Here is a 26,212-nt window from a genome sequence, read left to right on the forward strand (position 1 = left end):
TGTCCCGCCGTCTGGTGTCATTCGAGGTATTCAACCACACCGTGGTTGATAACCATGACCTCACGCTCCACCGAATGGCATTGGAATGCGGCGCGGCCTTGCGCCACTTTCCAGAACGAGGTTTTCAAGGTTTCACCTGGATAAAACGGCGAAGAAAACCTGAGCTTGAGTTTTTTCAACCGGGCTGGGTCATAGGCACACAACGTGCGCAAGGCGGCGTGCCCCGCCATGCCAAACGTGCACAGGCCATGCAGAATCGGCCGCTCGAAGCCCGCTCTTTGCGCCACCCGAATGTCGGCATGCAAGGGGTTGTCATCACCGCTGAGTCGATAGATCAGCGCAGATTGCACATAGCTTGGCAACACGCAGATGATGTCTGGTCGGTCGTTTGGGCCTGTCAACATGCGCTCTGACACTTGCTGTGCAGACGGGCCCGCCGGGTCGCCACCACCAAAATTGCCATTGCTTCGACACAGCATCACTGCGCGGCTGACGGCCACCAGTTCACCAGTGGCGGCATCGCACACATCGCGGCGCGTTGTGAGCAGTGCGCCGGCCGAGCGCTTGTCTACCAGGGCTTCAACGGCGGTTTTCCCAACCACCTCACCGCAGGGTCGTAAGGCCTGGTGCAGCGTGAGTTCCTGAGCAACATGCAAGATGTTTTGCCAGTCAAGCCCAGTGTCAGGCGCGCGCACCCAAAAGCCCGGGCAGCCCAACACCGCAGCCATGGTCGGCACGGCAAGCAGGTCTTTTTCATAGACAAACCGTAGCTGATCCAAGTCTTGCGGGTCTGCTCCCAGGCCGATGCCCAAGGCGTACAACATGCTGTCCTTGGCGCCATAGCTGTGCCGAACGTCGTCAAATTGCCGGTTTTTTAGCGCTAGGTAATTGATCGCCATCATGCCGCCCACAGGTAGGGCTGGCGCTTGTGTGTTGACGCGGGCATGGCTCCGGTCAGGTTCGGCTGTGAAGATAATGGCATTTTGATTTGCTCCGGCATCCAACTTGTGACACATCCAAACCCTGAATTGTTGACCAGACTCGTCACAGAGCGGCAATCCGTGCGCACCTATTTGCCAAAGCCGGTGCCAGACGCCCTGCTGGCGCAGGTTTTGACGGATGCGCGACGCGCACCCAGTTCATCGAATTTGCAACCCGGCTCGTTTCTATCGGTTGAAGGCGAGGCAAGAAAACGACTTTCGAGTGCACTGACCGACGCATGGCGAAATGACCAGCGCGAGGACTACGCGTATTTTCCCCAGCCGTGGCCAATGGCCATGCGGCGGCGGCAAGTGGCGGCAGCGCAAGCCTTGTACGGCGCACTGGGTATTGCCCGCGAAGACCAGTCTGCGCGAGATGCCCAGTTTGCGCGCAACTTCCAGTTTTTTGACGCGCCCGTAGCCCTGGTCGTCACCCTCCACCGCGATTTCGGCGGTGCTGGCCACATGGATCTGGGCATGGCCGTTTACGGGCTGATGCTGGCTGCGCAGTCCCATGGGCTGGCAACCTGTGCCATTGGGGCGATAGCCAGCTACCCAGACCTGGTGCGCAGCAGCCTCCAGCTGGACGCACATTGCGCCATCGCGTGCGGGCTGGCGCTGGGGTACGCCGACCCGGGGGCACCGGCGAACCAGGCTGAGACCACACGCTGCAAGCTGGACGACTACTTTCGGGTCATTGCCTGAGTTCAGAGCCGCTCAAGAATGGCCGCCGCACCAATGCCACCGGCGCCTGCGATGGCAACCAGCCCACGAGCGCCAGAGTGCTCATCACCTTGCAAATCAGACAGCAAGCGCACCATGGCGATGGCCCCTGACGCGCCAATCGGGTGACCCCGTGCCAAGCCGCCGCCACGCCGGTTGATGCGGCTTGGCTCAAGCCCAAAGGCCTGACAAAAGCTCAAGCCCTGAACCGCAAAGGCGTCGTGCATTTCGATCAGGCGCATGCTGTCCATTGACGCCAGCCCGGCCCGCGACAGTGCTGCAGCCGCCGCTTGCTCCGCCGCGACCAATGGCATGGCCGAATCACACCCCACCGAGGCAGACGTGACCCAGGCTGCCCGCGCACTGATGCCAAGCGACTTGCAAGCCTGAGGGGTGGCCAGCAACACCAGCGCAGCGCCGTCTGCCTTCGACGAGATGGCCAAGGTACTTACCGTGCAATCCACCGGGCTCTTCTCAAGACCCCTGGCATCGCCTGGGAAAGTCAAAGCATTCACCGCAGCCGGCATGCGGGCTGCGCGCACAAGGTCGATTGCCCGAGGGTAAGCGTCCTGCTGCACGCCATGGACATTGACGATTTCTGCGGCCAAAGTGGCCACATGAGCCATGGCGCGCTGGTGGCTGAGCACCGCGTAAGCGTCTTGCTGCGCGCGGCTGAATCCGTGCTGCTGCGCGTAGTCGGCGGCGGCGGTCAGCAGGTCCGGGTCGCGTGATGGGTCAGGTGAAAACGCTGGCTTTTCATACGCCACGGCAGGCTCACCTGCGTGCAGGGGGCGCACCTGGCGAATTGGGGAACGGCTCCAGGCCTCTACCCCACCGGCAATAACAACCGAGGCCTGGCCAGACGCCAGCAGCCCCACCGCCATCGTGACCGAGTCAATGCCAGAGCAGCACTGTGTGTCCACGGAGAACGCGGCGCAACGCTGCGGCAGGCCCGATGCCAGCGCCAGCATGCGGGCCGGGTTGCCGCCGGCGCCCAGTGCATTGCCGAGCACCACCGCGTCAACGGCCTGCCCGGGCACGCCGGCACGCTGTAGCAAGGCACGCAACACCGGTGCGCCAATCTCATGCGGCTGCAACGCCCGAAACGCGCCGCCGTGGGGTGCCACCGCGCTGCGCGCCCAGGCTGCGATCAGCGCAAGGGAGTCAGACATGGCGAGCTTGGGGGCACAGCGGCCTCAAGATGGTGGTGCAGCAGCTTTGCAAGCGCGCGGTGGTCGGTCTTGCCGCTGGGGGTCAGACACCAGTTATGGCAAACAAAAAATTGCCTCGGTGCCTTGTAAGCCTCCAGACTTTGTCGGCACCAGGCCACCAGCTGCAAGGCACTGAACGGGGCATCAGACCCGCCTTGTCGAGGCTTGAGGATGGCGACAATTTGGCGACCACGAAGCGCATCATTCACACCATGCACCGAGGCGCTTTCAAACGCCGGATGCATCGCCAGAACGGTTTCCAGCTCTTCTGCAAACAGGTTTTTGCCCTTGGTCACGATCATGCGGCTTTGCCGGCCGGCCAGGCAAAGGCGACCCAGCGCATCAAGATAACCCTGATCGCGCACGCACAGCCAGTCGCCGTCCCGAAGTGCCGCCGTGTCGTCCGCGGCACCGCCCACGTAGCCCATGAACACCATAGGGCTGCGCACGTAGATTAAGCCCACGCGTTGACCGCTGTCGCTCAGCTCGTCACCCACAACGTCTCGAATCTGCACCTCGACGTTTTTAAAAGGCCTGCCAACCACCTGCATCGGGGCTGTGTCGTCGGTGTCCATCCAGGCAATGAAGCTGGTCTCGGAGGCACCATAAAACTCGATGATCCGGGCGCAGGGAAACAAGGCGCGGAGCTCTGCGGTACGGGCACGAATCCAGCGCGAGCCACTGATCAGAATGAGTCTGACAGCATCAATAGGCCCCGCACCGCGGCGTTTCGCCACCTCGACCATCAGCATCAGTTGGCTGGGCACAGCCACCAGGCACGGCGTGAGCCCGCTACCCAGCGTGTCAAGCGCACGGGCGGCAGAAAACTGCGCTTGCACCACCACCCCAGCGCCACTCCACAGCGCCAACAACATGCCAAACAGAAAGAGTGAATTTGACTCCTTGCCGGGCGCCAAAATGCAGCGACCTGCATCAGGTCCGAACTCATCCAGGCAGGCTCGAAAACTGCTGGTCCACGACCGGTGATCACGCCTATAGCCCTTGGGGGTGCCGCTGCTGCCAGACGTGTAGCCCACATAAAAAGCGGACTCAGGCCGCGGCGCGGGCAAGTCGGCGGCTGCGGTTGGCATGGCGTCCGATACCGACTGGCGAACGGGCGCTGGCCATTCGGGGTCGGCCACGGCAGCACAGCGGCCACTGGCAATGATGCCCAAAAAGTCCACCAACCGATCGATCATCGGCAACGCATCGTTGACCATCAGGGTGGCTGGTGCCTGGGCTGTCACGAGGTCAAGAGATCGCTGCTGCACTGCCTCATGAAGCTGAGCAAATGTGATTGCCTGTAGCCCACAACGAATGGCTACGGCATCCCCGCGCGAATACGCCCACCCTGCCAGGGGCGCATGAACCAGATCGGCTAGCTGCTGCCCCTGGTTCATTTCACCGCGCGGCCCCCAAAGTGCCAGTCGGGCACGCCACGGGCCACGGTGTGGACCACCATGGCGCACATTGCGCACTTGATCAAGTCACCAGGCACAAACACCAAGGTGCCAAAAAATGCCTGCGTCCAAGTCAATTTGGCCAGCATCACCAAACCAGCCACACCAAACGCATGCACAGTCAGCAAACCTCCCAGGCTAGAGGCAATGAAGGCACTGATGGCGGCGCTCCGGGGTGTAGAACCCGGCAGCAGGTTCATCATCCAGCCCGTCACAAATGCGCCAAACGGAAAGCCGATGAGGTAGCCAGCGGACGGTGCCATGAACACCCCAAAGCCTCCGCGACCACCCGACAACAACGGCAAACCCAAAGCCACTGCGGCCAAAAACAGCAGGATGGCTTGAAGGCCTTTCTTGGGCCCGAGCATGCAACCTGCCAGCATGACACCCAAGGTCTGCAGCGTGATGGGCACACCCAGAGGCAAATCAATTTTTGGGATCAGCCCAAAAACCGCCAGCAGGGCAGCAAACAGGGAAACAAGGGCCAGGGAACGGGATGATTTCATGATGCGAAGAATTTGTCTTGGTAATTATTAATTTTATCGACAAGTGTGCGATGCGCCGCGTCACTCACCCAAGCGTAATTCGAGCGTGTCCGCGACATGGCGCGCAGAGATCAGCATCTTGATGGTCAGCGGCGCCAGCAGCTTCAGCCCCCCCGCCTTGCCCGTGCGAATGCGATAGGCATCATCAAGCCGCTTCCAGACCACAAAAAAATGCTCGGCAAAACGCAGCATCATGGCCAACTGCAAGGCCAGCCGCTCGGTGCGGATGCCAACGCGCTGCAGCGGCGAAAGAACGCGCTCAAACACGCTCAACAAATCCCGCGACCGCGTGGTCAGGGTCAGCGCAATACCAAGCAGTGCAGCACTGAATAACCGCATTGCACTCACCACACCCAGCATGGGCTGGCTCATCCAGGCATGAAAGACCATGATCAACAACCCGGCCAGCAGCACAGAGATCACCAGCTTGCGCGCCGGGTACACGGCCCGCCCGAGTGAAGCGAACAACATGCAACAGGCAAGCGCGCTGCCCATGAGCACAGTGGGGCTGGTCAACAGAAACTGCAACACCCCCAAGAGCGCAAAAAAAATCAGCTTGATCGCCGCTGGCACCCGATGCAACCAGGTGGTTTGTTCGCTGTAAAGGCTTCCCAAGATGTGTTTCCCTGCCTGCGCTCAGTGGCTTGAATTTGCGCCATCCGCTGGGCCGTCATTGAACGACAAAGCCTGCGCGGCAAGGCGTACGGCCACATCTGACTCATAAGCGGCGCAAACGCCCGGACCCGGCCCATCGGCGCGCACCTGTCCTTTGTCCAGCCAGATAACGCGCTCGAAGCTGCGAACATGCTGAAGCAGATGCGTCGACACAATGACTTGTTGGCTGGCCTGAGCGATGTCAATGCCCAGCAGCGCCTGCCCGGGCAAATCGAGGCTGGCAAAGGGCTCATCGAGCAGCAGCAATTCGGGCGAGGCAATCATCAAGGCGAGCCAGCACACATGTTGACGCTGCCCCTGGCTCAGGCTGCCAATGGTGCGCTCAGACCAGTGAGCCAAACCCCGTGACGTCAGAAAAACGCGCGCCCTGCCAATAGCCTCGCGTCGCGAGATACCACTGGGGCTCAAACCCAGCGCCAGTTCTTCCTCAACGGTGGGGAAGATGATCTGGTCATCGGGGTTCTGAAACATCATGCCGACCAGGCCGGGCCGCTTGGTGTTGACTTGGTGGGCATCTAGGGTGCGCACCCGCACCGTGCCCGACTGCGGCGCATCCAGGCCACAAATCATGCGAAAAAGGCTGCTTTTGCCTGCGCCGTTGTCGCCAATCAGACCAATGCGTGACTCATTGAGCTGCAATGTCAAGGCGTCAAACACCTTGCAGGTGCCACGCACAAGCGTGACATCTTGAATGTCAAGCAGGGGCGTTGTGTTCGATTTGGCATGCACGGGCGACATAGGATCTCATGGTTGGGGCTGAAGTGTAGTAAAAACCCGCCATGACCCTGAACACCGCCTATTCGCCAGAAGTCTGGCAAACCGTCACCCCCCATGTCTGCGCCCTGGGGGAATCGCCGTTCTGGCACCCGCATGAACAAATGCTTTACTGGGTGGATATTTCCGGCAAGCAGATCCTGCGCGCCAACATTTACATGGGCACCGTCGACACTTGGGACATGCCCAGCGAGCCCGGTTGCATGGCGCCTGCAGCCAGCGGCGGCTTGGTGCTGGCCTTGCGCGATGGTGTGTTTCGTGCGCCGGGCTGGGGCGGGCCGCTCACGCGTATTGCCACGCTTGACTACGACCCAGCCGTGATGCGCGCCAACGATGGCAAGTGCGATGCCCTGGGCCGCTTTTGGGTTGGCACCATTGACGAGACGCGCACCCTGCACAACGCCGGCTTGTATTGTGTTGATGCCCGTGCCGGTTGCCAGACGGGCGCGCCCGCCGTGACCTGCAAGATCAGCCCAACCTCAGGCATGACCACCGCCAACGGCCTGGCTTTCAGCCCCGACAACCGCACCCTGTACTGGGCCAACACCCCCAGCCACACGGTGTGGGCCTGGGACCATGACCTGACCAGCAACACCATGACTGCCCAGCGTGAATTTGCCAGCTTCAAGCCAAAACCTGCTGACTGGCTACCAACGCCCGCAGACGCCAACAACGGCGGCTACCGGGGCCGCCCGGACGGCGCAGCGGTGGATGTGCAGGGCAACTACTGGGTCGCCATGTTTGAGGGGCGGCGTGTGTGCCAGTTTGCCCCCGACGGCACACTGCTGGCCGAGTTTTCCGTGCCCCTTCAGTGCCCCACCATGCCCTGTTTTGGTGGCGAAGACCTCAAAACGCTTTACATCACCAGCGCCCGGCATCACCGCAGTCCAGCCGAACTGGCAGCATTCCCCTTGTCCGGCCAAGTGCTGTCCATGCGGGTTGACGTGGCGGGCTTGCCGGTGAACTTTTTTGTCGATTGATATTGACAATCCTCATTGTTTTTGGACCCATTGCAACACGAAGAAATGGTCTCCGCAACGCATAAGGACTAAACTGAAGTGTCAAATTTTTGATTTTCAAGGAGTAAGCACCATGTCAGAAGCCCTTCAACTCAGCAAAGAAAAACTCATCAACGACCTGAACCAAGGCATAGCCGATTCAGAAGAATTGCTCAAACTCACTGCCGACGAAGTCAGTGCGGGTGCGATGCAGTTGCGCGAGCGTGTGCGTGAACGCATGAACAAGGCCAAGGCCGAATTGATTCACCTGCAACAAGTCACGGTAGAAAAAGCCAAGGCGGCAGGCCATGCCACCGATGAATTTGTGCACGAAAACCCCTGGAAATCCATCGGCATCGCCGCAGGCTTGGGTTTGGTGGTGGGCCTGCTGATCAGCCGCCGCTAGACCACATGCCGGACAACAACGCCCCGCGTGGTTTGTTTGACCAATTGCAGGGGTCACTGGGTTCAGTGATTGAACTCGTGCGGGTTCGCCTGGCCCTGTTGGGCACCGAGCTCGCACTTGAAAAGCACCGCATTGGCCTCGGGCTATTTTGGGGGGCGGCTGCCTTCATGAGCATGACCATCGCCGCGGTCCTGTTTTGCGGCTTTGTCATCTTGCTGCTGTGGGACGGCTACCGACTAGCCGCCGTGGGTACGCTGGCCGTGTTGTTTTTGAGTTGTGGCGTGATGTTGTTGCGCGTGGCCCGACACCGGCTGAGCGCTGAGTCCAACCTGTTCAGCGTCAGTCTGGCTGAGCTTGAGCGAGATCGTGCCTCGCTGACACCCTCGACATCCCATGACGCCCGATGACGTGCGTTTGCGCCAGCAACTGCTGCTGATCCGCAGCACCGAGTTGCGCCAGGCTCTGAGCCGTGACCTGCAACGCTTGCAGCGACCTGCTGCGTGGGGCGATCAGATCAAGGCGGGCTGGCACTGGCTCTTGCAGCACCCGGAATGGCCCGCTGCGGGCTTGGTGCTGATGGTGATTCTCAAGCCGCGGCGCTTCTTATCCTGGTCGGGCAAAGCCTGGTGGCTATGGAAATCGGCCCAGCAACTGCGCCGCCTGCGTGACGCGCTGATGCAGCGCCTGTCCCAAATCCGACTGTCGTAGGGCGGCTTAATCCGCCAAAAACCGCGCTAGCTGGCTGGTTGGCTTCACCATTGCCATCATTTTTGGAACATCAGTTGTTCAAAAAATTCAACGTGTGATGTGCCGCTTGGCCCTAACATGGCAGGCAAATGGAGACCTGAGCCGACCTATGGAAAACACCCTGACCGCCCTCACCGAGCGCATCCGCGACGCTGCTGCACACCACGCGCCTTTACGCATTCGGGGCAGCGGCAGCAAAGACTTTTACGGCCAATCTTTGCAAGGTGAGGTGCTTGACACCCGCGGCTACAGCGGCATCACCAGCTACGAGCCAAGCGAACTGGTCGTCACGGTGCGCGCCGGCACGCCGCTGGTGGAGCTGGAGGCCGCGCTGGCTGAAAAAGGCCAGTGCCTGGCGTTTGAACCGCCACGTTTTTCAACGCCCAATGAACCAACCGGTGGCACCTGTGGCGGCATGGTCGCCGCAGGCCTCAGTGGCCCGGCGCGCGCCAGCGTGGGCAGCTTGCGCGACTACGTGCTGGGTGTGAAGCTGCTCAACGGCCGCGCCGAACACCTCACTTTTGGTGGCCAGGTGATCAAAAACGTGGCGGGTTATGACGTGTCGCGCCTGATGGCCGGTGCCATGGGCACACTCGGGCTGCTGACTGAAATCTCGCTGAAAGTGCTGCCTGTAGCGCCCGCTGAAGCCACGCTGGTGTTTGAGCTGGACCAAGCCCGTGCCCTAACCCAGTTGCAGCGCTGGGGCGCACAACCGTTGCCGCTCAATGCAAGTTGCTGGGTGCGCGACAACACCGCGCCCAACACGCCCGAATTGCTGTTTGTGCGCCTGCGCGGTGCCGTGGCTGCGGTGGCATCGGCCTGCACCAAGATGTTGGCCGACCTGCCGGGCCGCCTCACCGACAACGATCAAACCACGGGTGACTGGACCGCCTGCCGCGACCTGAAATTGCCTTTTTTCACGGCGCCCGCCCAAGCGGCCGAGTCCCTGGCCCTGTGGCGCTTAAGCGTGCCACAAACCGCGCCGGTGCTGGCCCTGCAGTGGGCGCAATTGGTGGAATGGCACGGCGGCCAGCGCTGGCTCTGGGCGCCCGAATCGGCCCTGGCAGAGTTACGCCAAGTGGCCGTCAGCGTTGGCGGAACTGCATCTATTTTTATAGCTACTAACGCAAGTAATGAAAGGGCTAGAGGCCAATTTCATCCATTAAATCCATCAATTGACCAGATTCACAAATGCCTCAAGGCCGAATTCGACCCGACGGGCATTTTTAACCCTGGCCGGATGTACCCAGGCCTGTAACACCATGCAAACCCAACTCGCACCCCAATACCAAGGCACGCCCGACGGCCTGGCCGCTGAAGCCATTTTGCGCAAATGCGTGCACTGCGGTTTTTGCACCGCCACCTGTCCCACTTACCAGTTGCTAGGCGACGAGCTTGATGGCCCACGGGGTCGCATCTACCTGATGAAGCAGGTGCTTGAAGGCACCACCCCCACGCGCAAAACGCAACAGCATCTGGACCGCTGCCTGACCTGCCGCAACTGCGAAAGCACTTGCCCCAGCGGTGTGCAATATGGCCATTTGCTCGACATTGGCCGCAAGCTGGTCGACGCGCAAGTGCCCCGCCCTGCCGGCGAACGAGCGCTGCGTTGGGCATTGAAAGAAGGCCTGCCGTCGCCCTTGTTTGCACCCGCTTTTGGCCTGGGCCAACTGGTGCGCCCATTGCTTCCCGCTGCCCTGAAAAACAAGGTGCCGGCCAAACAAAACGCCGGTCTCACCCCAACCCGCACCCACGCCCGCAAGGTGCTGGTGCTGGCCGGCTGCGTGCAACCCGCCATGAGCCCCAACATCAACAGCGCCACAGCGCGGGTGTTTGACGCAGCGGGCATCCAGTGCGTGGTGGCGCCAAAAGCCGGTTGCTGCGGCGCCGTCAAGTTTCACCTGAACGATCAGGATGGCGGCATGGCGGAGATGCGCGCCAACATCGACGCCTGGTGGCCCGACATTGAGCGCGGCGTGGAAGGCATCGTCATCAACGCCTCGGGCTGCGGCGTCACGGTGAAAGACTACGGCCACATTCTGCGAGATGACCCCATCTACGCGGCCAAAGCACAACGTGTGAGTGAGCTGACCAAAGACGTGAGCGAATGGCTGCCCAATCTGGTGGGCCAGCTCAAGGGCAAGGTGTCTGACAGCGCGAGCCGCATCGCCTTTCACCCGCCCTGCACCTTGCAGCATGGCATGCAGTTGCGCGGTGGCGTGGAGAAATACATGAGCGAGCTGGGCTTTAACATCAAAACCACTGGTTGCGAAGCGCACCTGTGCTGCGGCTCGGCAGGGACCTACAGCGTGCTCAACCCCGAGATTTCTTACCAGCTGCGTGACCGCAAACTGGGCAACCTGGCCAGCACCTTTGGCGCCGAGGCACCAGACCAGATCGTGTCGGCCAACATTGGCTGCATCACCCACCTGCAAAGCGGCACCCAAACCCCGGTGAGGCATTGGATTGAGGTGCTGGACGAGGCGTTGCAATAATTACTATTAAAAATATAGCTACTAGCGCTTATTCCATAATCGCTGAGGCCATATTTTTCTTATAAAACAACACGCTACTCCATACACACCAGGCCCGCTGGCGCTAGCGCCAATAGCCGTGCCCGCGATGACCACCCCAATAGCCCCAACCCAGGTCCAGGTAAACAGGCACATCGGTCGGCTGCGCCACGATCACCTGCCCAGGTTGAGCATAAGTAACCTGGCCCTGCTCCGGGTGGTTACCCGGGACTGCCGCCGCGAAAGAGCCCACAGGTGTGACTTGTAGCTGCAAGGTAGGCCCGGGATCGTTTGGCATTTGCACGGCGTATTGCTTGCCAGCATAGTCATAGACCACGTCGTAGGCCACCGTCCGGTTTTCATAGAAAGTCTGGGTGGCACATCGCTGCACGTTTTGCACTTGCGCAGCCGCCGGGACTTCAATGCGGTCCCCAATCACAGCCCCGCCAATGATGCCGATCATGGTCGCCGCTGTCTGACCTGGGCCGTGGGCGGCCGCATTGGCCAGTGCACCACCGGCAATGGCACCTAAAACAGCACCGGCCCCTGATTTGGGCTGGGCGACCTGCACCTGTTGGGTGGTGCAGACCTGCCGCGGCACACCCACCTGCTGAGTGATCGGTGTAGATGACAGCACCCTGCCCAATTCTTGGGCAAAACCTGCCCAGCCAGCCAAGGCCAAGCTGGTAAAAAGTATCAATTTCTTCATCATGAACTCCGTGTCAAAGACCCAAGCTGGCGACCTTCAATGAATGTCGGTTTTGCCAGATACCTACCAGAAAACGTCATGACCCACCTCTCATGCCACGGCCGCGCCCTGCGTCCGTTCCCGACTTGGACCTTGGCTCCTGCGCAGTGCCCGGGCAACTGGCCTGCGGTGCAAACCCAGGCAGAGTTCCCAGTAGAAATTGGTTGGCTAATTGCTGCTGAGTGGGGTCAAGGCTGGCATACAGGGCTTTGGCCGCCAGGTCCACATCCTCAAGCGCAGCAAGCCGGTTCTGCTGCTGGCCCAACCACTGGGTAAACTGCCGCGTGGCCGCAAGCTCCAAGCCGGGTTGCACCGGTTTTTCGCGGTAATAGAGACCCAAATACGCAGCCACACGGGCCTCAAATCCGGTCCAAAGCGGCTGCTGCTGCGCCGTCATGGCCAGGCGATCCCGCAACTCCGGCAGTGTCAGTTTGAGTTGCCCGGATGCGGAAAACCCGGCACCAGGTGCTGCGGGCGGCAGAGACACTGGCCCTGCGCCCTGTCCCCATGTCAACGCGGGCAACACCACGGCCAACACACTGAGCGAATATTTATAAATCGGCATGTGTGACCACTCAGGGGTTGTATTGCAGCTGATTGCGCACGGCAAATGTTTCGCATAAGACGTGCATGCGTTGCCGCTGGGATTCAATTTTGGTCGGCGCGCTGCAACGGAAGTTGGCGGGTTGACTGGCGTAGGTACGCAATGATGCAGAAACTTCACCGACATCTTGTCGGCTGGCACAACCCACTGCACGTAGAGCAGGTCGTCTGGTGCCCGCCTTGTACCGGGTCAGCCTGGCCAAATAATTCCCAACAACCTTGCCAACACTGAGCGACCGAAGCAGTGGCTTATGCAAAACCAAGGGTGCAAACTCACGCTCAATGGTGGCCAGCCAATCACGCCACTTGAAGTCATTGAACCGGTGAGCCAGCACACACGGGGCCCAGTCGATGCCCATGGCATCTGCACAAATGCCCCCATGCAAGGACTCCGTGAGGATCCGCGAGCAACTGCGCATTTGGTCAATCACCAGCTGCGGTGGCTGGCGCGGGTTGATCGCCACCATTCCGGCTTGGCGCGCCACCTCTGGCCAATCAAAGCTGTCCCAGGTCCGGTAATGCGGGATAAGCCCAACCGGGGCATTTTCTTGCACCTGGCCAATGGGCTCAAGACCAGGCCACAGCAGAGCCGGGTCGCCAATGCCCATGCTGGCTGGCAAACCGAACTCCCGCGCCGTCAGCGGACCGCGAACCCAGTAAAAATCCCAACTTGCGTCTGCTTGCGCCATACCTACCTCACCCAAACCCGTGCCTAACACCACTTTACGATGAGACTGGTCGTGGAAGCCGTCGAGCAAGGTGCCAATGCCATAAAACGAAACCCCACTTGACACGGCATGCAGACCAGGAAACAGGCGAGGCCAAAGCAGAAGGTTCAGGTCGTCGCCGAAGTTCCCGCCATCTATTTTGCAGTAGGTGATGTCCAACTCAGCGTTCCATCGGAGTGGTCACAATGGCTAGGTAATCAGCCTCAACCATGTACTGCGGCACGTAGGTCACGCCTTGCTTGGCAAGGGTGCTGACAAAGGAGCGCAGGTGGTTGCGTGAGCCCTTGAGCAAATTCTGATAGACCAGCGTGATGTCCTGGTTGTCAACAGCAAGCAAGGCTTTGTTGATGTCGATCATGTCGACTTCCTCAATGGTCGCGCCCACTTTAAGCCCTTCCACCAACGACACCGAACCCGCCGTTAACAACTGGGTATAAAGATTTTGCAGCGTGGTGTTTTGAAACACGCCAGCAGTCAGGGTGGCCGTGGGGTCTGGCAGGTTGTAGCGCACCAACAGCTGCAGCACCGACTCGGTGTGGGTTGATTCGCTGTTGGCAATGTTGCCAAACACCTTGGTGTAGCCGCGCCACAGGCCGTCGAGCTGGATGTACACGTCATGCGCGAGCTTTTCTTCTTCGCGCATGAAGGCCAGGGACTCTTGCTCAGCCTCGCTCAGCGTCTCGACGGGCAAAGCCGCCAGCGTGGCGGTCAGTGCCGCGCTGTTGGTGGCCAGTCCTGCGGTGTTGTCTGCCGTACCCATACCCGCGTCGCCACCGCCACCACAACCCGCCAAGGCCAAGGTCACCATACAGGCCACTGCCCAGGTTTTACTGAATTGATTCATGCTTTGCTTTCTGAAATAGGAGAAGGAAACTGCCAGGGGCTCACGCAGCACCTGGCAATCCATGTGCGCCATGGGCGTTTACTGGGCAACCGCCGCCGTGCCGTCAGTGGAGGTGGTCAAACCCGTACCAGGGGTATGAATGCCGCGCGGTGTGCCCGTGCCAGTGGCAACACCTGTGCCAGCAACTCCGTCAGCGCTCATGGTTTGCAGGCGAGTACGGATGCTGTCTTCAGCCTGTACATGGGTTTGGGCATGAGCTTGTGTGCGCGTTTGCGTGCCCACGCCGGGGTCGCCTGCTCTGCTCTGTGCACCAGCACCTGTGCCACCAGCTTGCCCATTCATGGGACCTTTGGCATAAGCCGCCGTGCCGAAGGCGAGCATGAGGGCCAATGTGGCCAAGGTGAATTTTGATGATTTCATGATGAGACTCCTGATAGATTGAAAAACCAACTAACGCCCACGACCTGAGCCGCCCCGGCCACCACCACCATTGCCAGAACCACCGGATCCGCCTGATCCGCCTGACCGCCCAGAGCTTCCTGCATTACTTCCCGCAGTGTTGCCTGACGTGCTGCCCAACTGCCGGTTTTCAAAACCAGCGCCATAAGGCAACTGCGTTGGCATCTGCTCAAGTGCCTGACCGGTGGCTTGCGCCGCCTGCTCTTGCACGATCAGCGCCTCATCAGTCAATGCCTTGGCAGGGCGCTGCGACAGATTCAGCGGACGGGTGGACGAGTTGCCCACATCGGCCAGGAGAGACTGCGCCTGCGCGCCAGACATGGCAACCAGCAGCAAGGAGAAAAGGAAAGGTCGTGTGTTCATGGTGTTTGTTTTCGGGTAGGTGTATGGTGCGATGCGCCTGTCGCGGCAGGATGTCGGCAAAGCCTTGTTTTGTAACAGTGTGTCGCCAAGCGTTTGCAATGGGTATCCAGGGGGTTGGGCAAGGCATTGGCCTATCCATAAATGCCAAAAGCCGCCGAACCCGGAAGGTTCCGCGGCTGACCAATACGCCTTGGGTTCTGAATTACTTTTTGGCACCAGGGCCGGCACCCATGCCTGCACCAGCGCCCACACCTGCCCCTGGGCCGATACCGGCGCCGGCTCCGCGGGCAAGGGGTTCAGCGGGCAAGGTAATGCCTTTCACCTGTGCGCGCTCCTGCATCAATTTGTGATGTTCCAAGCGGAGGGCGTCACGCTCTTGTGAAGTCTTCATACTGCGCATCTTGGCGCGATATTCGTTGCGCTCGACTTGCGTCATCAACTGGCTGCCATAAATCTGATCCTGCGTGCGGTCTTGCACGCGCGCCTGCGTTTGATCCTTGGCTTGATCCTGGGTCTTGTCCTGCGCCACCGCACCCGTAGCCACCCAGGCTGCCGACAGCGAAACTGCAGCAACCAGTGCCAGCCGGGTCAGGATAGTTTTTTGTGATGTCATGATTCACTCCTTTTGGTCGTCAATAGAAATGCCAAGACTATGGATACCCCCATGCCTGAGCTGCCCTGATTCATTCACCGGGCAGGTAGATGGTGCAGCGCGGACGTCGCGGCAGCATGTCGGCAAAAGCCGGTTGTGTATCAGTGTGTCGCCAAGCATATCGCGCAGGTATCAGAGCAGCCCAATGATGGATGGCGTGCCGTAAACTGCACCAAAACACATCATGACCACCTCATTTCCCCCCAAAATTCTTGTCGTTGACGACGACCCCGACCTGCGTGAGCTGCTGGCCACTTATCTGGGCAGCAATGGCTTTGTTGTATCAAGTGCCAACGATGGCACTGCCATGTGGGCGGCCCTGGAAGAAGGCATGCCCGATGCCATCGTGCTTGACTTGATGCTGCCCGGCGTGGATGGCCTGGCCCTGACACGGGCGCTGCGGACCAAGTCATCGGTGCCTATTCTGATGTTGTCAGCGCGTGGCGAGGAACTTGACCGCGTCATTGGCCTTGAGGTGGGCGCCGATGATTACCTGGCCAAGCCGTTTGGTCCGCGCGAATTGCTGGCGCGCTTGCGAGCCTTGCTTCGCCGTGGCCAGACACCCGAGTCGGAGTCGCCAGCGATCACAGCGCAGACCCGGTTTGGGCCATTTGCGCTCGACACGTTGGGACATCGCCTGCTGCGTGACGGTCAGGAAATCACCCTGACCAGCGCCGAATATGACCTGCTGGCCGCACTGGTGGCGCACCCCAACCGGGTGCTGTCGCGCGACACGCTGGTGGACATGTTGCGCGGCTACGAGCGTGACCCGTTTGACCGCAGCATTGACAACCGCGTGACCCGGTTGCGCCGCAAGATCGAGCCCGAACCTGCCTCGCCAGTGTTCATTCGCACCGTGCGTGGCGAGGGCTATCTGTTTAACCCGCGGGGCGGCCAGCCGTGAACCAACACCCCAGCCTGGCGCGCCAAAACACGGTGCGACTGGCGCTGGCCTTTGTCCTGATGGCGTTGTTGGTCGTTGCGCTGTTCACCTTCTGGGTGCTGCGGCCTCTGGCGCAACGATCCGCCGACGACCTGGCCGGGCTGATGGTGCTGTCCGCCCAAACCTGGGCAGAATTACCCCCGCAAACCCGACCTGCGTTTGAAAAAGAGCTTTTAACCAGCCATGCATTGGCGCTGCGCGCGGAGCTGCCCGGGCCGGGCCGCGACGAATGGCATCCGCCCTTCTTTTACCTGCTGGAAGATGCACTGTCGCAACGCACGGGTTTAAAACGCCACCTCAGCAGTGAGCACCTCGACACCGGCACCTGGTACTGGGCCGAGGTGCCCACCGGCAATAGCCATTTGGTGGTGGGTTTGTCGGCCACTCGCATTGACAGCCAGCCGGTGGCCGCCTTGGCTATGGCCTTGCTGGCTGGCTTGCTGTTTGCCATAGGCGTGGCCATTTGGCTGGCGCGCCGCCTGACCCAGCCACTGGCCCAACTGGAAGCCGCCAGCGCGCTGATTGGTCAGGGTGGCAGCCCGGCCTTGCTGCCCGAGACCGGCCCGCGCGAGCTGGTGAGCTTGAGCCGCCGTTTCAATGCCATGGCACTGCAGGTGCGCGACCTGCTCAGCGCGCGCACCACCTTGCTGGCCGGTGTGTCACATGATTTACGCACCCCGCTGGCACGCATGCGCCTGGCCCTTGAGATGCTCAAAGACAACCCCAACCCGGCGCTGATTGAGCGCATGGAGCGCGACATTGAGCAAATGAACCGCTTGATTGGCAATGTGCTGGCACTGGCGCGCGGGCTGGAGCATGAACCCCCTGTTGCCACCGAGTTATCCGATTTCTTGCACCAGATCGCCGCCGACTTTTCAACACCCACAAGCCCGGTCACTGTGACCTGCCCACTCGGCAGCTGGCCTGTCGCCACCACCGCCTTGCAGCGCGCCATTGGCAACCTGCTGCAAAACGCGCAACGCTACGCGCCGAATTTGCCGGTGGAACTGGTGGCCAGCTTTCAGGATGCGCACTGCCGCATTGGCGTGATAGACCACGGCCCCGGCATTCCGGCAGACCAAATGGCAGCGGTTTTCCAGCCCTTTCATCGGCTGGATGCCTCGCGCAGCCCGTTGACCGGTGGCTCGGGTCTGGGGCTGGCCATTGTGCGGGAGTTGGCGCGGGCCAATGGCTGGCAAGTGGCCTTGAAAGCCAACCCGGGTGGCGGTTTGCAAGCCTGGCTTGAACTACCGCGGCCTGCGTCCTAACGAAAAACTTCAAAAACAATAGCTGCTTACGCCTATAAAATAAGGGCTACAGCCCAATTTTTCATATAACACCATGACCTTCCCAAACGCCTTTGAAAACCTGAACGTGGTGGCACAACAAACCCTGCTGCCACCCAGCGCGCTGCACGACGACGTGCCCGCCACCGCACGTGCCACACAAACCGTAAGCAGCGCCCGCGCCACTGTGGCCAACATCCTGCAAGGGCAGGACAAGCGCTTGCTGGTGGTGGTGGGGCCTTGCTCGATTCACGACATCGGGGCGGCCAAGGAATACGCGCAACGCCTCAAAACCATGGCCGATGAATTGCATGACCAACTCTTCGTGGTGATGCGGGTTTATTTCGAGAAACCCCGCACCACGGTGGGCTGGAAGGGCCTGATCAACGACCCGCGTATGGACGACACGTTCCGCATTGAAGAAGGCCTGCACATTGCCCGCCAGTTGCTGGTCGATCTCAACGACATGGGCCTGCCCTGTGGCACTGAGGCGCTGGACCCGATCACACCGCAATACCTGGGCGACCTGATTGCCTGGAGCGCGATTGGCGCGCGCACCACCGAAAGCCAAACGCACCGTGAAATGGCCAGTGGCCTGTCGAGCCCGGTGGGTTTCAAGAACGGCACCGACGGCAACCTGGAAGTGGCCCTCAACGCCATGCTCTCAGCCGCGCAGCCGCACACCTTTTTGGGCATCAACGGCGAGGGCCAAGTGGCCCTGACGCAAACCCGCGGCAACTCTTTTGGCCATCTGATTTTGCGTGGCGGTGCACAGCCTAATTACGACTCGGTGGCGGTGGCTCAGGCCGAGGTCGAGCTGACCAAGGCGAAGTTACCGGTCAACATCGTGGTCGACTGCAGCCACGGCAACTCGCGTAAAAACCACGCGCTGCAAAGCCTGGTGCTGAAAGACGTGGTGGGTCAGATCGTGGACGGCTGCCAGTCCATCAAGGGCGTCATGCTGGAGTCCAACCTGTTTGAAGGCAACCAGAAACTTGGCAACCCGCAGGATTTGCGCTATGGCGTGTCCATTACCGATGCCTGCCTGGGTTGGGAAACCACTGAGACAGGCTTGCGTGAGGCAGCGGCACGGCTACGCGTTCGCAAATGAGGTGACCTCGGCTGACGGCTTGCTGGCTTGAGGCGCAGGCCACACACCGCTGCATCGGCAAGTGCCAGCTTGGCATGCCCGACCTGACTCAGCCTTCAGAGTTGAAACAGTTGTAATTTTTGGGAATTTTTCCCAAAAATTATGATCCAATCAAGATTTCAGTCTCGATTGGAGTTTTAGCCATGGCACAGTGTTACCGGATTTTTCGCAGTCTCTTGATTTGGGCCAGCATGCTGGCAGGTGTGGGCGCAAGCAGCGCGTGGGCCGAGGAGTTCTTGCCACCCGAACAAGCGTTTGCATTTACCGCCAGCGCCATCAACGACAGCACCGTCAGGCTGCACTGGACCATTGCGCCGGGTTACCACCTGTACCGTGACCGCATCAGCGTGCAAGCTGATGCCCCCAACGTGACATGGCAAGCCCTGATGATCCCGGCTGGCACGGAAGAATTCGACACCAATTTCAGCAAAATGGTGGCTGTGTTCAGAAACACACTCGATGTTGATGTGAAGATGACACAAGGCAATGCAGCCATTCCCCTAACCGTGGGCTGGCAGGGTTGTGCCGATTCCGGTCTGTGTTACCAGCCTGACAGCCAACAGCTGCAAGTTGCGCTGACCGGCATGGGTGCCGGAAAAAACGGCATTCAACTGGCCAGTGTCGGGGCGACAGAGGACACCGCTGCCCCGATCACCCCAAGCGGCGTTACGGCAACAGCATCAGTCGCACTAAATGCATCAAAAATACCTGTAGCCCTTTCAATAAAAACGCAACAAGCTCCTGATTCAATAGCACAAACCCTAGCTTCAGGCAGTCTGATGCAAACCTTGGGGGCATTTTTGCTGGCGGGTTTGTTGTTAGCTTTTACCCCTTGTGTGTTGCCCATGGTGCCAATTTTGTCATCACTGATCGCCGGGCAAACTGGCCCGGTCAGCCGTGGCAAAGGTTTTGGCTTGTCACTCGCTTACGCATTTGGCATGGCCTTGGTGTATGCCGGTTTTGGTGTGGCAGCCGGGTTGGCGGGCGAAGGCTTGGCTGCAGCGCTGCAAAACCCCTGGGTGCTGGGCGCCTTTGCCTTGCTGCTGTCAACCTTGGCGATGTCGATGTTTGGGTTCTATGAGTTGCAGATGCCCAGCTTTATCCAGAGCCGCGCCACCGAATGGTCCAACAGCTTCAAGGGCGGCTCGTTTGTTGGCGTGTTCATCATGGGTGGCGTGTCGGCGCTGGTCGTTGGCCCTTGCGTGGCGGCACCCTTGGCGGGGGCATTGGTGTACATCAGTCAGACACGCGATGTGGTGCTGGGTGGTCTGGCCTTGTTTTCGATGGCGCTGGGCATGAGTGTGCCCCTGCTGCTGGTGGGTTTGTCCGCAGGTAGCCTACTGCCACGCGCCGGCGCCTGGATGGAGCGCGTCAAGCAGGTGTTTGGCATGATGCTGTTGGGGGTGGCGATCTGGATGGTGTCACCGGTGATACCGACTGCAGCGCACATGTTGTTATGGGCTATCTGGCTGCTGACGGCCGCCGCGCTGCTGGGTGTTTTTGGCGCTGCCACACCTCAGCACGCACGTACCCCCGTGGCGGCGCGTGCCAGCGGGGCCGGTTTTACTGCCGTGGCACTGGTGTTGCTGATTGGCGCTGCCTCCGGGGGCCAATCGGTTTTGCAGCCTTTGAGCCATTTGGGTCTGGCGCAGGCGGGGAATCTACCGGGTGCCATCGCCCATGCCGGCCTGAAGTTCGAACGAGTCGCCAACGTGCAGGCGCTGAACGCTGCACTGACACAAGCCAAGCAGCACGGGCAAACCGTAATGCTGGATTTTTATGCTGACTGGTGTGTGTCGTGCAAAGAGTATGAGACGTTTACCTTCAGCGACAGCAGCGTACAAAAACGCTTGAACGGCGTCAAATTGCTGCAGGTGGACGTCACCGCCAACAGCGTTGATGACAAAGCCTTGCTCAAGCGCTTTGGCCTGTTCGGCCCACCGGGCATCGTCTTTTTTGATGGCGAGGACAATGCACAGGTGATTCACAAGGTCATTGGGTACCAGGCCCCTAAGGATTTTTTGGCCTCCTTGGGCACCGCCCAAATACTTTAAGGATGGCAACTGCTTAAAGGCATTGGCAGGTTGGCATGATGAAAAAAGCGGCACATGTGCCGCTTTTTTCATCAGCGCATGACGCGATCAGTCGTCAAACTCCAGCTTAGTCACCAGCAGTACATCACCCACCGTGCTGCCCTTGACTTTGATCTGGACGCCAACTTTCAAGTCGCTGGCGTTGCCGTGGCTGATCTCGGCAGTCGAGGCATCACAGCGTTGGCCGCGCACGATAAAGCTGGCAATGCTGGAAAAACTGGTGATGGTTCCACTTATTTCTGTGACGTGTGCAGACTGCTCATCTTCAAGCTCAACGCGGCGGGCTTTGAGCAAGCCAGCCACCCAGGTGCCATAAATTTCCACCCGCGCGCCCAAGCCAATTTGCGCACCAACCGGGCTGTAGCTGGCGTTGCTGATGTCCACCTCAATGTTCCCCAGGGTGAGCTGGCTGCCAGCCACCAACGCTGTCACAAAACCCTCAATTTCAACCTCGCCTTCACTCGGGTTGACCGCAGCTGCAGCAAGAGACCGCACCTGTGTCACGTTCAAACCAAGCCCATCCACAGACGGCACGCCTTCGACACGCACCAGACTGCCGGCGGCCAGTTCGGCCAGTTTGCTGCCCGTCAAGACCCAGGCATTCAAAGACACTTGCTGATTTGCCACCAGCACCTGGCCACTGCTCACCACCTGCGTCACGGCCGGCAAGGTGGCCACGCGCGTGGCCTGCCAGACATTGCCGTCAGCGCTCACCTGCAGCCCCCACACGGCCACCGCCTGGCCCACGCGCAATTGGCTCACCGCGGCCACCCCGTCAAACACGGTGTTGGCTTTGGTTTGAATGGTCATGCCAGAGACGACAAAATCACTGCCGACGATTTGGCTGATGACCCCTTGCCCGATGGACCAGACTTCGATTCGGGTAGCCGTTGCCATCGTCAGGTCAATCCCGCGTTCGCCCTCGATATCGGCCACCATGCCAAGACGCAAGTCGGCGGACGTGGCTGCAACGCCATTGAGCTGCACTTGCGCTTGAACATCGTTGAAGGTGATGCCGTTGACAATGACACTGCCAAACCCGGCGATTGAGCCTTGGGCATACAGCGGCGACCCCGTGCCACCGGTTCCAGGCGAACCAGCATACTGACCGCTCCCGCTCCCGCCACAGGCGCTCAGGGCGGTCCCGGCCATGATGATCCAGGCACGCCGGTTCAGGCTATTTTCAATAAGGTCAACGTCACTCATGGCTTGGCTTGTCGTTTGGTTTGTTTTATGGTCTGAGGCTTGGCCAGGCTGGCTGCCGGTCGGGTTGACATGGCGTCATGAAAATACACGCCAAATCTGACCCGGTGTTTGGGGCCGCTGTCCGCCAGGCTGCGCTGCTTGGCAACCGTCGCTGTTTGTAAAAATTGCTGCAACGCAACCGACCAGAGTTGTCGCGCCCTGATCTGCAATTGCTGCGCTTGCGCCTCTGAGAGGTCAAGCGAAAAGGCGCTTTGCTCAAGCATCAGAGGCCCAGGGCGATCTGGCGCCAGGTTGTGCACAGCAGTAGCCAGATGGTCGCTGACGTTGGCTGCCAAAAAGTGGAACGACTCACTTAAACCCTCTTTGGGCACAAAGGCGTTGCTCTTGAGCGCGACGTAGCCGTCGTCTTGCAGGCTCACCACGCCAAGCCGCTCCAGTTCATCAAGCACCGCACGGGCCCCAACGTCGCGGCTCACCTCGGCGACGAGTGTGGTGAAGTCTGGCTCGCCCATCTGCCCGCGCTTGGGCGTACGCGCCAGTGGGCGGGCGCTTTGGTCGGCATTGAGGTAGTGCGGCTCACTGATCCATCGAGCCACCACAGAGGCCGCAACCGGCACCATGGGCGTGACCAGATCGGTTGATTCTGGCGCTTCGCGCAGGCGCTTCACATCTTTGCGGTGCACGCCTGTGAGTAAGGCAATACGGGTATCCGAGCTGCCTTTGTCGGCTAGGCCATAAGCACCTACGGCTTCATCGACCAAGGCTTTTTTAAGTAATTCGACCATCGATGGCAATTGCAGACCATGCCCAATCATCAGACGAGCCAAGGGCTGCAACACCTGTGCAATGGCCTGCCCAGCCAAGGCAGGCTCAGGCAAACCTGCAGTACGCAGGGCAGGCTGAGGGGTTTCTTGAGGGGTGGACATGGATGGCGGGCGTAAGGAGTGCGCAATGCGTTTGGTGCCTGAATTGTGCCTTAACGTTCAGTTACACACAAAAATTCGGGTTTTTTTCCCAAAGTTTTAAATTTCAATGATAATCCCTCACCGACATATTTTTTGGGAAATTTTCCCAAATTAAGACACTTTTTGACACACATTTTGAAAGTCATTCGCTCATGAAAAAAGTCATCACCAAAATCGCCGCCTTGCTGCTGACCACCCTGCTGGGCGTGACTGCACAAGCACTGGACCTTGGTCAGCCCGCGCCGCTCTTCAGCTTGCCCGGCGTACAGGCGGCAGTGGACCTGAGCAGCTTCAAAGGCCAAACCGTGTACCTTGACTTCTGGGCGTCATGGTGCGGCCCCTGTAAGCAGTCGTTTCCCTGGATGAACGAGATGCAAACCAAATACAGCAGCAAGGGCTTGCGTGTGGTCGCAGTCAACGTGGACCAACGCCATGCTGACGCCACCTTGTTCCTGAAAGACAACCCGACCAATTTCACCGTGGCGTTTGACGCAATTGGCCAAACACCGAAGAACTACGCCATTCGCGGCATGCCCACCTCGGTGCTCATTGGCCCGGACGGCAAAGTGATCAGCATTCACAACGGCTTCAAGGCCGAACATCGGGCGGAGCTGGAGACACAAATCAAGCAAGCCCTGCACCTCTGAAACGCCTCAATGGAAACCCGATGAAAAATGCTTTGATGAAGATCCTGACGGTCACGGCAATGGCGTGGCTAAGCGGCTGCAGCAGTCTGGGACAGGTCACAGCCTGGGAAAAAGGCAACCTGGCCAAACCCATGATGACCTTTGAAGGCGATGCACTCGAGCAGCGCTTTGTGCAACACATCTATGGCAGCAAAGAGAACTCCAGCGGCGGCTATGGCGTTGGCGGCGGCGGCTGTGGTTGCAACTAAAGCATAACTTTCAGCATGAAAAAATCAAACCCCATGTCTCAGCAGCACGCCACCGGGATCTTGTTGGCCTCTTTGGTGCTACCTGGCCTGGTGGCCTTGGCCGGCTTTGCCCCTCTGTCGGCAGTTGCCGAAAACGCCCCGGAAAAAACCACCATCGCCATCAAGTACGGCATCTATGACGATGGCCAGGCCGGCTGGGATCGCGTCAGCGTGAAGGCGCCGCACGTATACGTGCAGGCGCCCATCGGCAGTGAATGGGCCCTTGAAGGCTCTTGGGTAGGCGACAGCGTGTCAGGCGCTTCACCGCGGTGGCATTCCCAAAAAAGCGGTGCCAGCCGGATGAGTGATTACCGCAGTGCCAGCGACCTTAAAGTCACCCGCTATTTTCCCCGTGCGGCGGTGTCGGCAAGCGTGGCCTATTCTGACGAACACGACTACACCTCGACCGCCATTGGGCTGGATGCACGCTGGTCCAGCGAAGACAACAACCGAACCTGGACAGTGGGTTATGGCACGTCCAATGACAGCATCGACAACAGCCTCACCCTTGGCACTGCCATTGACAAACACAAGCGTACACATGAGTACATGGCAGGCGTCACGCAAGTGCTTACCCCCACAGACATTGCCCAACTCAACCTGACCCGCAGCGTTGGCAGCGGCTATTTCACTGACCCCTACAAACTGTTTGACCAGCGCCCCGAGCAGCGCAACACCTGGATTGCATTGGCACGCTGGAACCACTATGTTGAGCGTTTTGACGCCGCCATTCACAGCAGCTACCGCTATTACAGCGACACCTTTGGCGTGAACTCACACACTTTTGGGGTTGAATGGGTGCAACCCATTGGCAAATGGACGTTCACGCCAGGCGTGCGCTACTACAGCCAGAGCGCAGCCAATTTCTACTTTGACGCGGTGCTGGACGCACAAGGTCAATACGACCTGGGTGCCACGCTGGCGCCTACAGGCAACATGACTTACAAGTCCGCCGACCAGCGTCTTTCTGCCTTTGGTGCGGTCACACTGTCGATCAAGGCCAGCTATGCCGTCACACCCAACACCGTGGTGGATGTCAAGTTTGAGAACTACCGCCAGACCTCGGGGTTGCACCTGGGCGGCAGCGGTAGTCCAGGGTTAGACACGTTCAATGCCAACTTCACCCAAGTTGGCCTGACGCACCGCTTCTAGAAAGCCGTCCATGAGCCGCTGGCGCGCGTTGCGTTTTGACTTTTCAGCCATGGCCTCGCCTTGTAGCTTGCTGCTTGATGGCCAGGATGAACGCGTCATGCGTCGGGCTGCCAAGGCGGCGATCGCCGAGGTGCAGCGCATTGAACACAAATTTTCACGTTTCCGCGCCGCCAGCGTCATCAGCAGTATCAACCGTGCGGCCGGGATGGCGGCCGTGCCAGTAGATGCCGAAACCATGGGCCTGCTTGACTTTGCCCAAGCGCTTTGGGTGCAAAGCGAGGGCTTGTTTGACATCACCTCCGGGGTGTTGCAACGTGCCTGGGACTTCAAACAAGCCAAGCGACCCACAGCGACCCAGCTGCAGGCCTTGCTGCCCTTGGTAGGCTTGCAAGGGCTTGAGCGCCAGGGCCGCAAAGTGCGTTTGACACAGCCCGGTATGACGCTGGATTTTGGCGGCTTTGGCAAAGAATACGCCGCCGACCGGGCTGCTGCCGTGCTGCAAAGCCATGGGTTTGCACACGCTTTGGTGAATTTGGGAGGTGATTTACACGCTTTGGGTGGGCGTGGCCTGCCAGAACTGCAAGGTACAGCCTGGCAAATCGACATGGCACACCCCCGGCCCGACACGGCAAGTGCAGCCAAAACGTTGGCGACATTGGCACTGTCACGCGGTGGCCTGGCCACCAGTGGCGACTACGAACGGTTTTTTATTCAGGATGGGGTGCGCTATTGCCACGTGCTAAACCCACAGACGGGTTGGCCGGTGAGCCACTGGCAGTCCATCAGCGTGCTGACCAGCAACACCACCACAGCAGGTGCGGCAGCCACTATCGCCATGCTCAAAGGTCCGAACGCTGTGGATTGGCTGCAATCGCAAAACCTGCGTTACCTGGCCGTGCAGCACGATGGCCAGGTGTTGCGCGGCCCAAGTGCTTGTTGAGCCTGCTGCCTGTTCCACCCACCATTTTTCGTGCACATACAAGCGTCTATCCACATCTGTCTATGCGCTCACGACATCTATTCCCATTCCAACTTTCTTAGCTTTCACCCACCC

The 26,212-nt window shown here is 59.8% G+C and carries 30 protein-coding genes; 15 read left to right on the plus strand and 15 right to left on the minus strand.

Annotated features, from left to right (window positions below; all coding sequences use genetic code 11):
* Window positions 1-17: 17 nt before the first annotated feature.
* A complete protein-coding gene (locus PHQ58_RS06295) occupies window positions 18-1,016 on the minus strand; it encodes a MaoC family dehydratase (protein ID WP_300108549.1) in 999 nt (332 codons plus the stop codon).
* 12 nt (window positions 1,017-1,028) lie between these two features.
* Here PHQ58_RS06295 and PHQ58_RS06300 point away from each other — a divergent pair, with 12 nt between their 5' ends.
* Window positions 1,029-1,685, plus strand: coding sequence for a nitroreductase (locus PHQ58_RS06300; RefSeq protein ID WP_300108551.1), 657 nt, complete (start codon window positions 1,029-1,031; stop codon window positions 1,683-1,685).
* 2 nt (window positions 1,686-1,687) lie between these two features.
* On the opposite strand, the gene PHQ58_RS06305 is transcribed toward PHQ58_RS06300, so the two are convergent.
* From PHQ58_RS06305 to PHQ58_RS06325, 5 genes are all read right to left on the minus strand, one after another.
* The gene (locus tag PHQ58_RS06305; RefSeq protein WP_300108554.1) at window positions 1,688-2,875 is read right to left on the minus strand and encodes a thiolase family protein; all 1,188 of its coding nucleotides are present in this window, start codon (window positions 2,873-2,875) and stop codon (window positions 1,688-1,690) included.
* On the minus strand, window positions 2,854-4,161 hold the full coding sequence (locus tag PHQ58_RS06310) for an AMP-binding protein (protein WP_367187284.1): 1,308 nt from the start codon (window positions 4,159-4,161) through the stop codon (window positions 2,854-2,856). Before PHQ58_RS06310 ends, PHQ58_RS06305 begins: the two co-directional genes overlap by 22 nt.
* A 149-nt stretch (window positions 4,162-4,310) precedes the next feature.
* On the minus strand, window positions 4,311-4,880 hold the full coding sequence (locus PHQ58_RS06315; RefSeq protein ID WP_300108557.1) for a biotin transporter BioY: 570 nt from the start codon (window positions 4,878-4,880) through the stop codon (window positions 4,311-4,313).
* Between the two features lie 60 nt (window positions 4,881-4,940).
* A complete protein-coding gene (locus tag PHQ58_RS06320) occupies window positions 4,941-5,534 on the minus strand; it encodes an energy-coupling factor transporter transmembrane protein EcfT (RefSeq protein ID WP_300108560.1) in 594 nt (197 codons plus the stop codon).
* A gap of 21 nt (window positions 5,535-5,555) precedes the next feature.
* Window positions 5,556-6,332 carry an energy-coupling factor ABC transporter ATP-binding protein gene (locus PHQ58_RS06325; RefSeq protein ID WP_300108563.1) on the minus strand — a complete coding sequence of 259 codons (777 nt, stop codon included), beginning with the start codon at window positions 6,330-6,332 and terminating at the stop codon, window positions 5,556-5,558.
* Between the two features lie 41 nt (window positions 6,333-6,373).
* Between PHQ58_RS06325 and PHQ58_RS06330 the strand changes: the two genes are divergently transcribed.
* The 6 genes from PHQ58_RS06330 (at window position 6,374) to glcF (ending at window position 11,014) form a co-directional block, all read left to right on the plus strand.
* The gene (locus tag PHQ58_RS06330; RefSeq protein WP_300108566.1) at window positions 6,374-7,348 is read left to right on the plus strand and encodes an SMP-30/gluconolactonase/LRE family protein; all 975 of its coding nucleotides are present in this window, start codon (window positions 6,374-6,376) and stop codon (window positions 7,346-7,348) included.
* Between the two features lie 112 nt (window positions 7,349-7,460).
* Complete coding sequence (locus PHQ58_RS06335; protein WP_300108567.1) at window positions 7,461-7,772, plus strand: YqjD family protein; 312 nt, start codon at window positions 7,461-7,463, stop codon at window positions 7,770-7,772.
* 5 nt (window positions 7,773-7,777) lie between these two features.
* Window positions 7,778-8,179 carry a phage holin family protein gene (locus tag PHQ58_RS06340; protein WP_300108570.1) on the plus strand — a complete coding sequence of 134 codons (402 nt, stop codon included), beginning with the start codon at window positions 7,778-7,780 and terminating at the stop codon, window positions 8,177-8,179.
* Complete coding sequence (locus PHQ58_RS06345) at window positions 8,166-8,480, plus strand: YqjK family protein (RefSeq protein WP_300108573.1); 315 nt, start codon at window positions 8,166-8,168, stop codon at window positions 8,478-8,480. Before PHQ58_RS06340 ends, PHQ58_RS06345 begins: the two co-directional genes overlap by 14 nt.
* A gap of 148 nt (window positions 8,481-8,628) precedes the next feature.
* Window positions 8,629-9,777 carry a glycolate oxidase subunit GlcE gene (gene glcE / locus PHQ58_RS06350; protein WP_300108576.1) on the plus strand — a complete coding sequence of 383 codons (1,149 nt, stop codon included), beginning with the start codon at window positions 8,629-8,631 and terminating at the stop codon, window positions 9,775-9,777.
* Between the two features lie 4 nt (window positions 9,778-9,781).
* Window positions 9,782-11,014: a glycolate oxidase subunit GlcF gene (gene glcF / locus PHQ58_RS06355; RefSeq protein ID WP_300108578.1), complete on the plus strand. Its 1,233-nt coding sequence runs from the start codon at window positions 9,782-9,784 to the stop codon at window positions 11,012-11,014.
* Window positions 11,015-11,117: 103 nt separating this feature from the next.
* On the opposite strand, the gene PHQ58_RS06360 is transcribed toward glcF, so the two are convergent.
* The 7 genes from PHQ58_RS06360 to PHQ58_RS06390 form a co-directional block, all read right to left on the minus strand.
* Window positions 11,118-11,741 carry a hypothetical protein gene (locus PHQ58_RS06360; RefSeq protein WP_300108580.1) on the minus strand — a complete coding sequence of 208 codons (624 nt, stop codon included), beginning with the start codon at window positions 11,739-11,741 and terminating at the stop codon, window positions 11,118-11,120.
* Between the two features lie 76 nt (window positions 11,742-11,817).
* A complete protein-coding gene (locus PHQ58_RS06365) occupies window positions 11,818-12,345 on the minus strand; it encodes a hypothetical protein (RefSeq protein WP_300108583.1) in 528 nt (175 codons plus the stop codon).
* Window positions 12,346-12,355: 10 nt separating this feature from the next.
* Entirely contained in the window at window positions 12,356-13,270 is a 915-nt protein-coding gene (locus PHQ58_RS06370) for a polysaccharide pyruvyl transferase family protein (RefSeq protein ID WP_300108586.1), read from the minus strand.
* A 1-nt stretch (window position 13,271) separates the two neighbouring features.
* Window positions 13,272-13,955 (minus strand): DUF2202 domain-containing protein, encoded by a 684-nt coding sequence (locus PHQ58_RS06375; protein ID WP_300108589.1) that lies wholly within the window; start codon window positions 13,953-13,955, stop codon window positions 13,272-13,274.
* A gap of 78 nt (window positions 13,956-14,033) precedes the next feature.
* On the minus strand, window positions 14,034-14,375 hold the full coding sequence (locus PHQ58_RS06380; protein WP_300108592.1) for a hypothetical protein: 342 nt from the start codon (window positions 14,373-14,375) through the stop codon (window positions 14,034-14,036).
* 30 nt (window positions 14,376-14,405) lie between these two features.
* Window positions 14,406-14,777 (minus strand): hypothetical protein, encoded by a 372-nt coding sequence (locus PHQ58_RS06385; RefSeq protein WP_300108595.1) that lies wholly within the window; start codon window positions 14,775-14,777, stop codon window positions 14,406-14,408.
* 202 nt (window positions 14,778-14,979) lie between these two features.
* Window positions 14,980-15,390: a hypothetical protein gene (locus PHQ58_RS06390; protein WP_300108598.1), complete on the minus strand. Its 411-nt coding sequence runs from the start codon at window positions 15,388-15,390 to the stop codon at window positions 14,980-14,982.
* Between the two features lie 223 nt (window positions 15,391-15,613).
* Between PHQ58_RS06390 and PHQ58_RS06395 the strand changes: the two genes are divergently transcribed.
* The 4 genes from PHQ58_RS06395 (at window position 15,614) to dsbD (ending at window position 20,862) form a co-directional block, all read left to right on the plus strand.
* Window positions 15,614-16,333: a response regulator gene (locus PHQ58_RS06395; protein ID WP_300108600.1), complete on the plus strand. Its 720-nt coding sequence runs from the start codon at window positions 15,614-15,616 to the stop codon at window positions 16,331-16,333.
* Window positions 16,330-17,640, plus strand: coding sequence for an ATP-binding protein (locus PHQ58_RS06400; RefSeq protein WP_300108603.1), 1,311 nt, complete (start codon window positions 16,330-16,332; stop codon window positions 17,638-17,640). Before PHQ58_RS06395 ends, PHQ58_RS06400 begins: the two co-directional genes overlap by 4 nt.
* Before the next feature lie 73 nt (window positions 17,641-17,713).
* Window positions 17,714-18,769, plus strand: a complete 1,056-nt coding sequence (locus PHQ58_RS06405; protein WP_300108606.1) for a 3-deoxy-7-phosphoheptulonate synthase — start codon at window positions 17,714-17,716, stop codon at window positions 18,767-18,769.
* A 182-nt stretch (window positions 18,770-18,951) separates the two neighbouring features.
* Window positions 18,952-20,862, plus strand: coding sequence for a protein-disulfide reductase DsbD (dsbD, locus tag PHQ58_RS06410; protein ID WP_300108609.1), 1,911 nt, complete (start codon window positions 18,952-18,954; stop codon window positions 20,860-20,862).
* An 87-nt stretch (window positions 20,863-20,949) separates the two neighbouring features.
* On the opposite strand, the gene PHQ58_RS06415 is transcribed toward dsbD, so the two are convergent.
* Both PHQ58_RS06415 and PHQ58_RS06420 read right to left on the minus strand, forming a co-directional pair.
* Window positions 20,950-22,107, minus strand: a complete 1,158-nt coding sequence (locus PHQ58_RS06415) for a DUF5666 domain-containing protein (protein WP_300108612.1) — start codon at window positions 22,105-22,107, stop codon at window positions 20,950-20,952.
* Window positions 22,104-23,033 (minus strand): DUF6502 family protein, encoded by a 930-nt coding sequence (locus tag PHQ58_RS06420; RefSeq protein ID WP_300108615.1) that lies wholly within the window; start codon window positions 23,031-23,033, stop codon window positions 22,104-22,106. The genes PHQ58_RS06415 and PHQ58_RS06420 overlap by 4 nt, the downstream gene beginning before the upstream one ends.
* Before the next feature lie 191 nt (window positions 23,034-23,224).
* Here PHQ58_RS06420 and PHQ58_RS06425 point away from each other — a divergent pair, with 191 nt between their 5' ends.
* From PHQ58_RS06425 to PHQ58_RS06440, 4 genes are read left to right on the plus strand one after another with little or no spacing between them, the layout of a single operon-like run.
* Window positions 23,225-23,719, plus strand: coding sequence for a TlpA disulfide reductase family protein (locus tag PHQ58_RS06425; protein ID WP_300108618.1), 495 nt, complete (start codon window positions 23,225-23,227; stop codon window positions 23,717-23,719).
* A 20-nt stretch (window positions 23,720-23,739) separates the two neighbouring features.
* The gene (locus PHQ58_RS06430) at window positions 23,740-23,967 is read left to right on the plus strand and encodes a DUF4266 domain-containing protein (RefSeq protein WP_300108621.1); all 228 of its coding nucleotides are present in this window, start codon (window positions 23,740-23,742) and stop codon (window positions 23,965-23,967) included.
* A 15-nt stretch (window positions 23,968-23,982) separates the two neighbouring features.
* Window positions 23,983-25,158, plus strand: coding sequence for a DUF3570 domain-containing protein (locus PHQ58_RS06435; RefSeq protein ID WP_300108624.1), 1,176 nt, complete (start codon window positions 23,983-23,985; stop codon window positions 25,156-25,158).
* A gap of 10 nt (window positions 25,159-25,168) precedes the next feature.
* Window positions 25,169-26,098: an FAD:protein FMN transferase gene (locus PHQ58_RS06440; protein ID WP_300108627.1), complete on the plus strand. Its 930-nt coding sequence runs from the start codon at window positions 25,169-25,171 to the stop codon at window positions 26,096-26,098.
* Window positions 26,099-26,212 lie beyond the last annotated feature (114 nt).

The organism is Rhodoferax sp., from assembly GCF_028688795.1.
Classification (GTDB): Bacteria; Pseudomonadota; Gammaproteobacteria; order Burkholderiales; family Burkholderiaceae_C; genus Rhodoferax.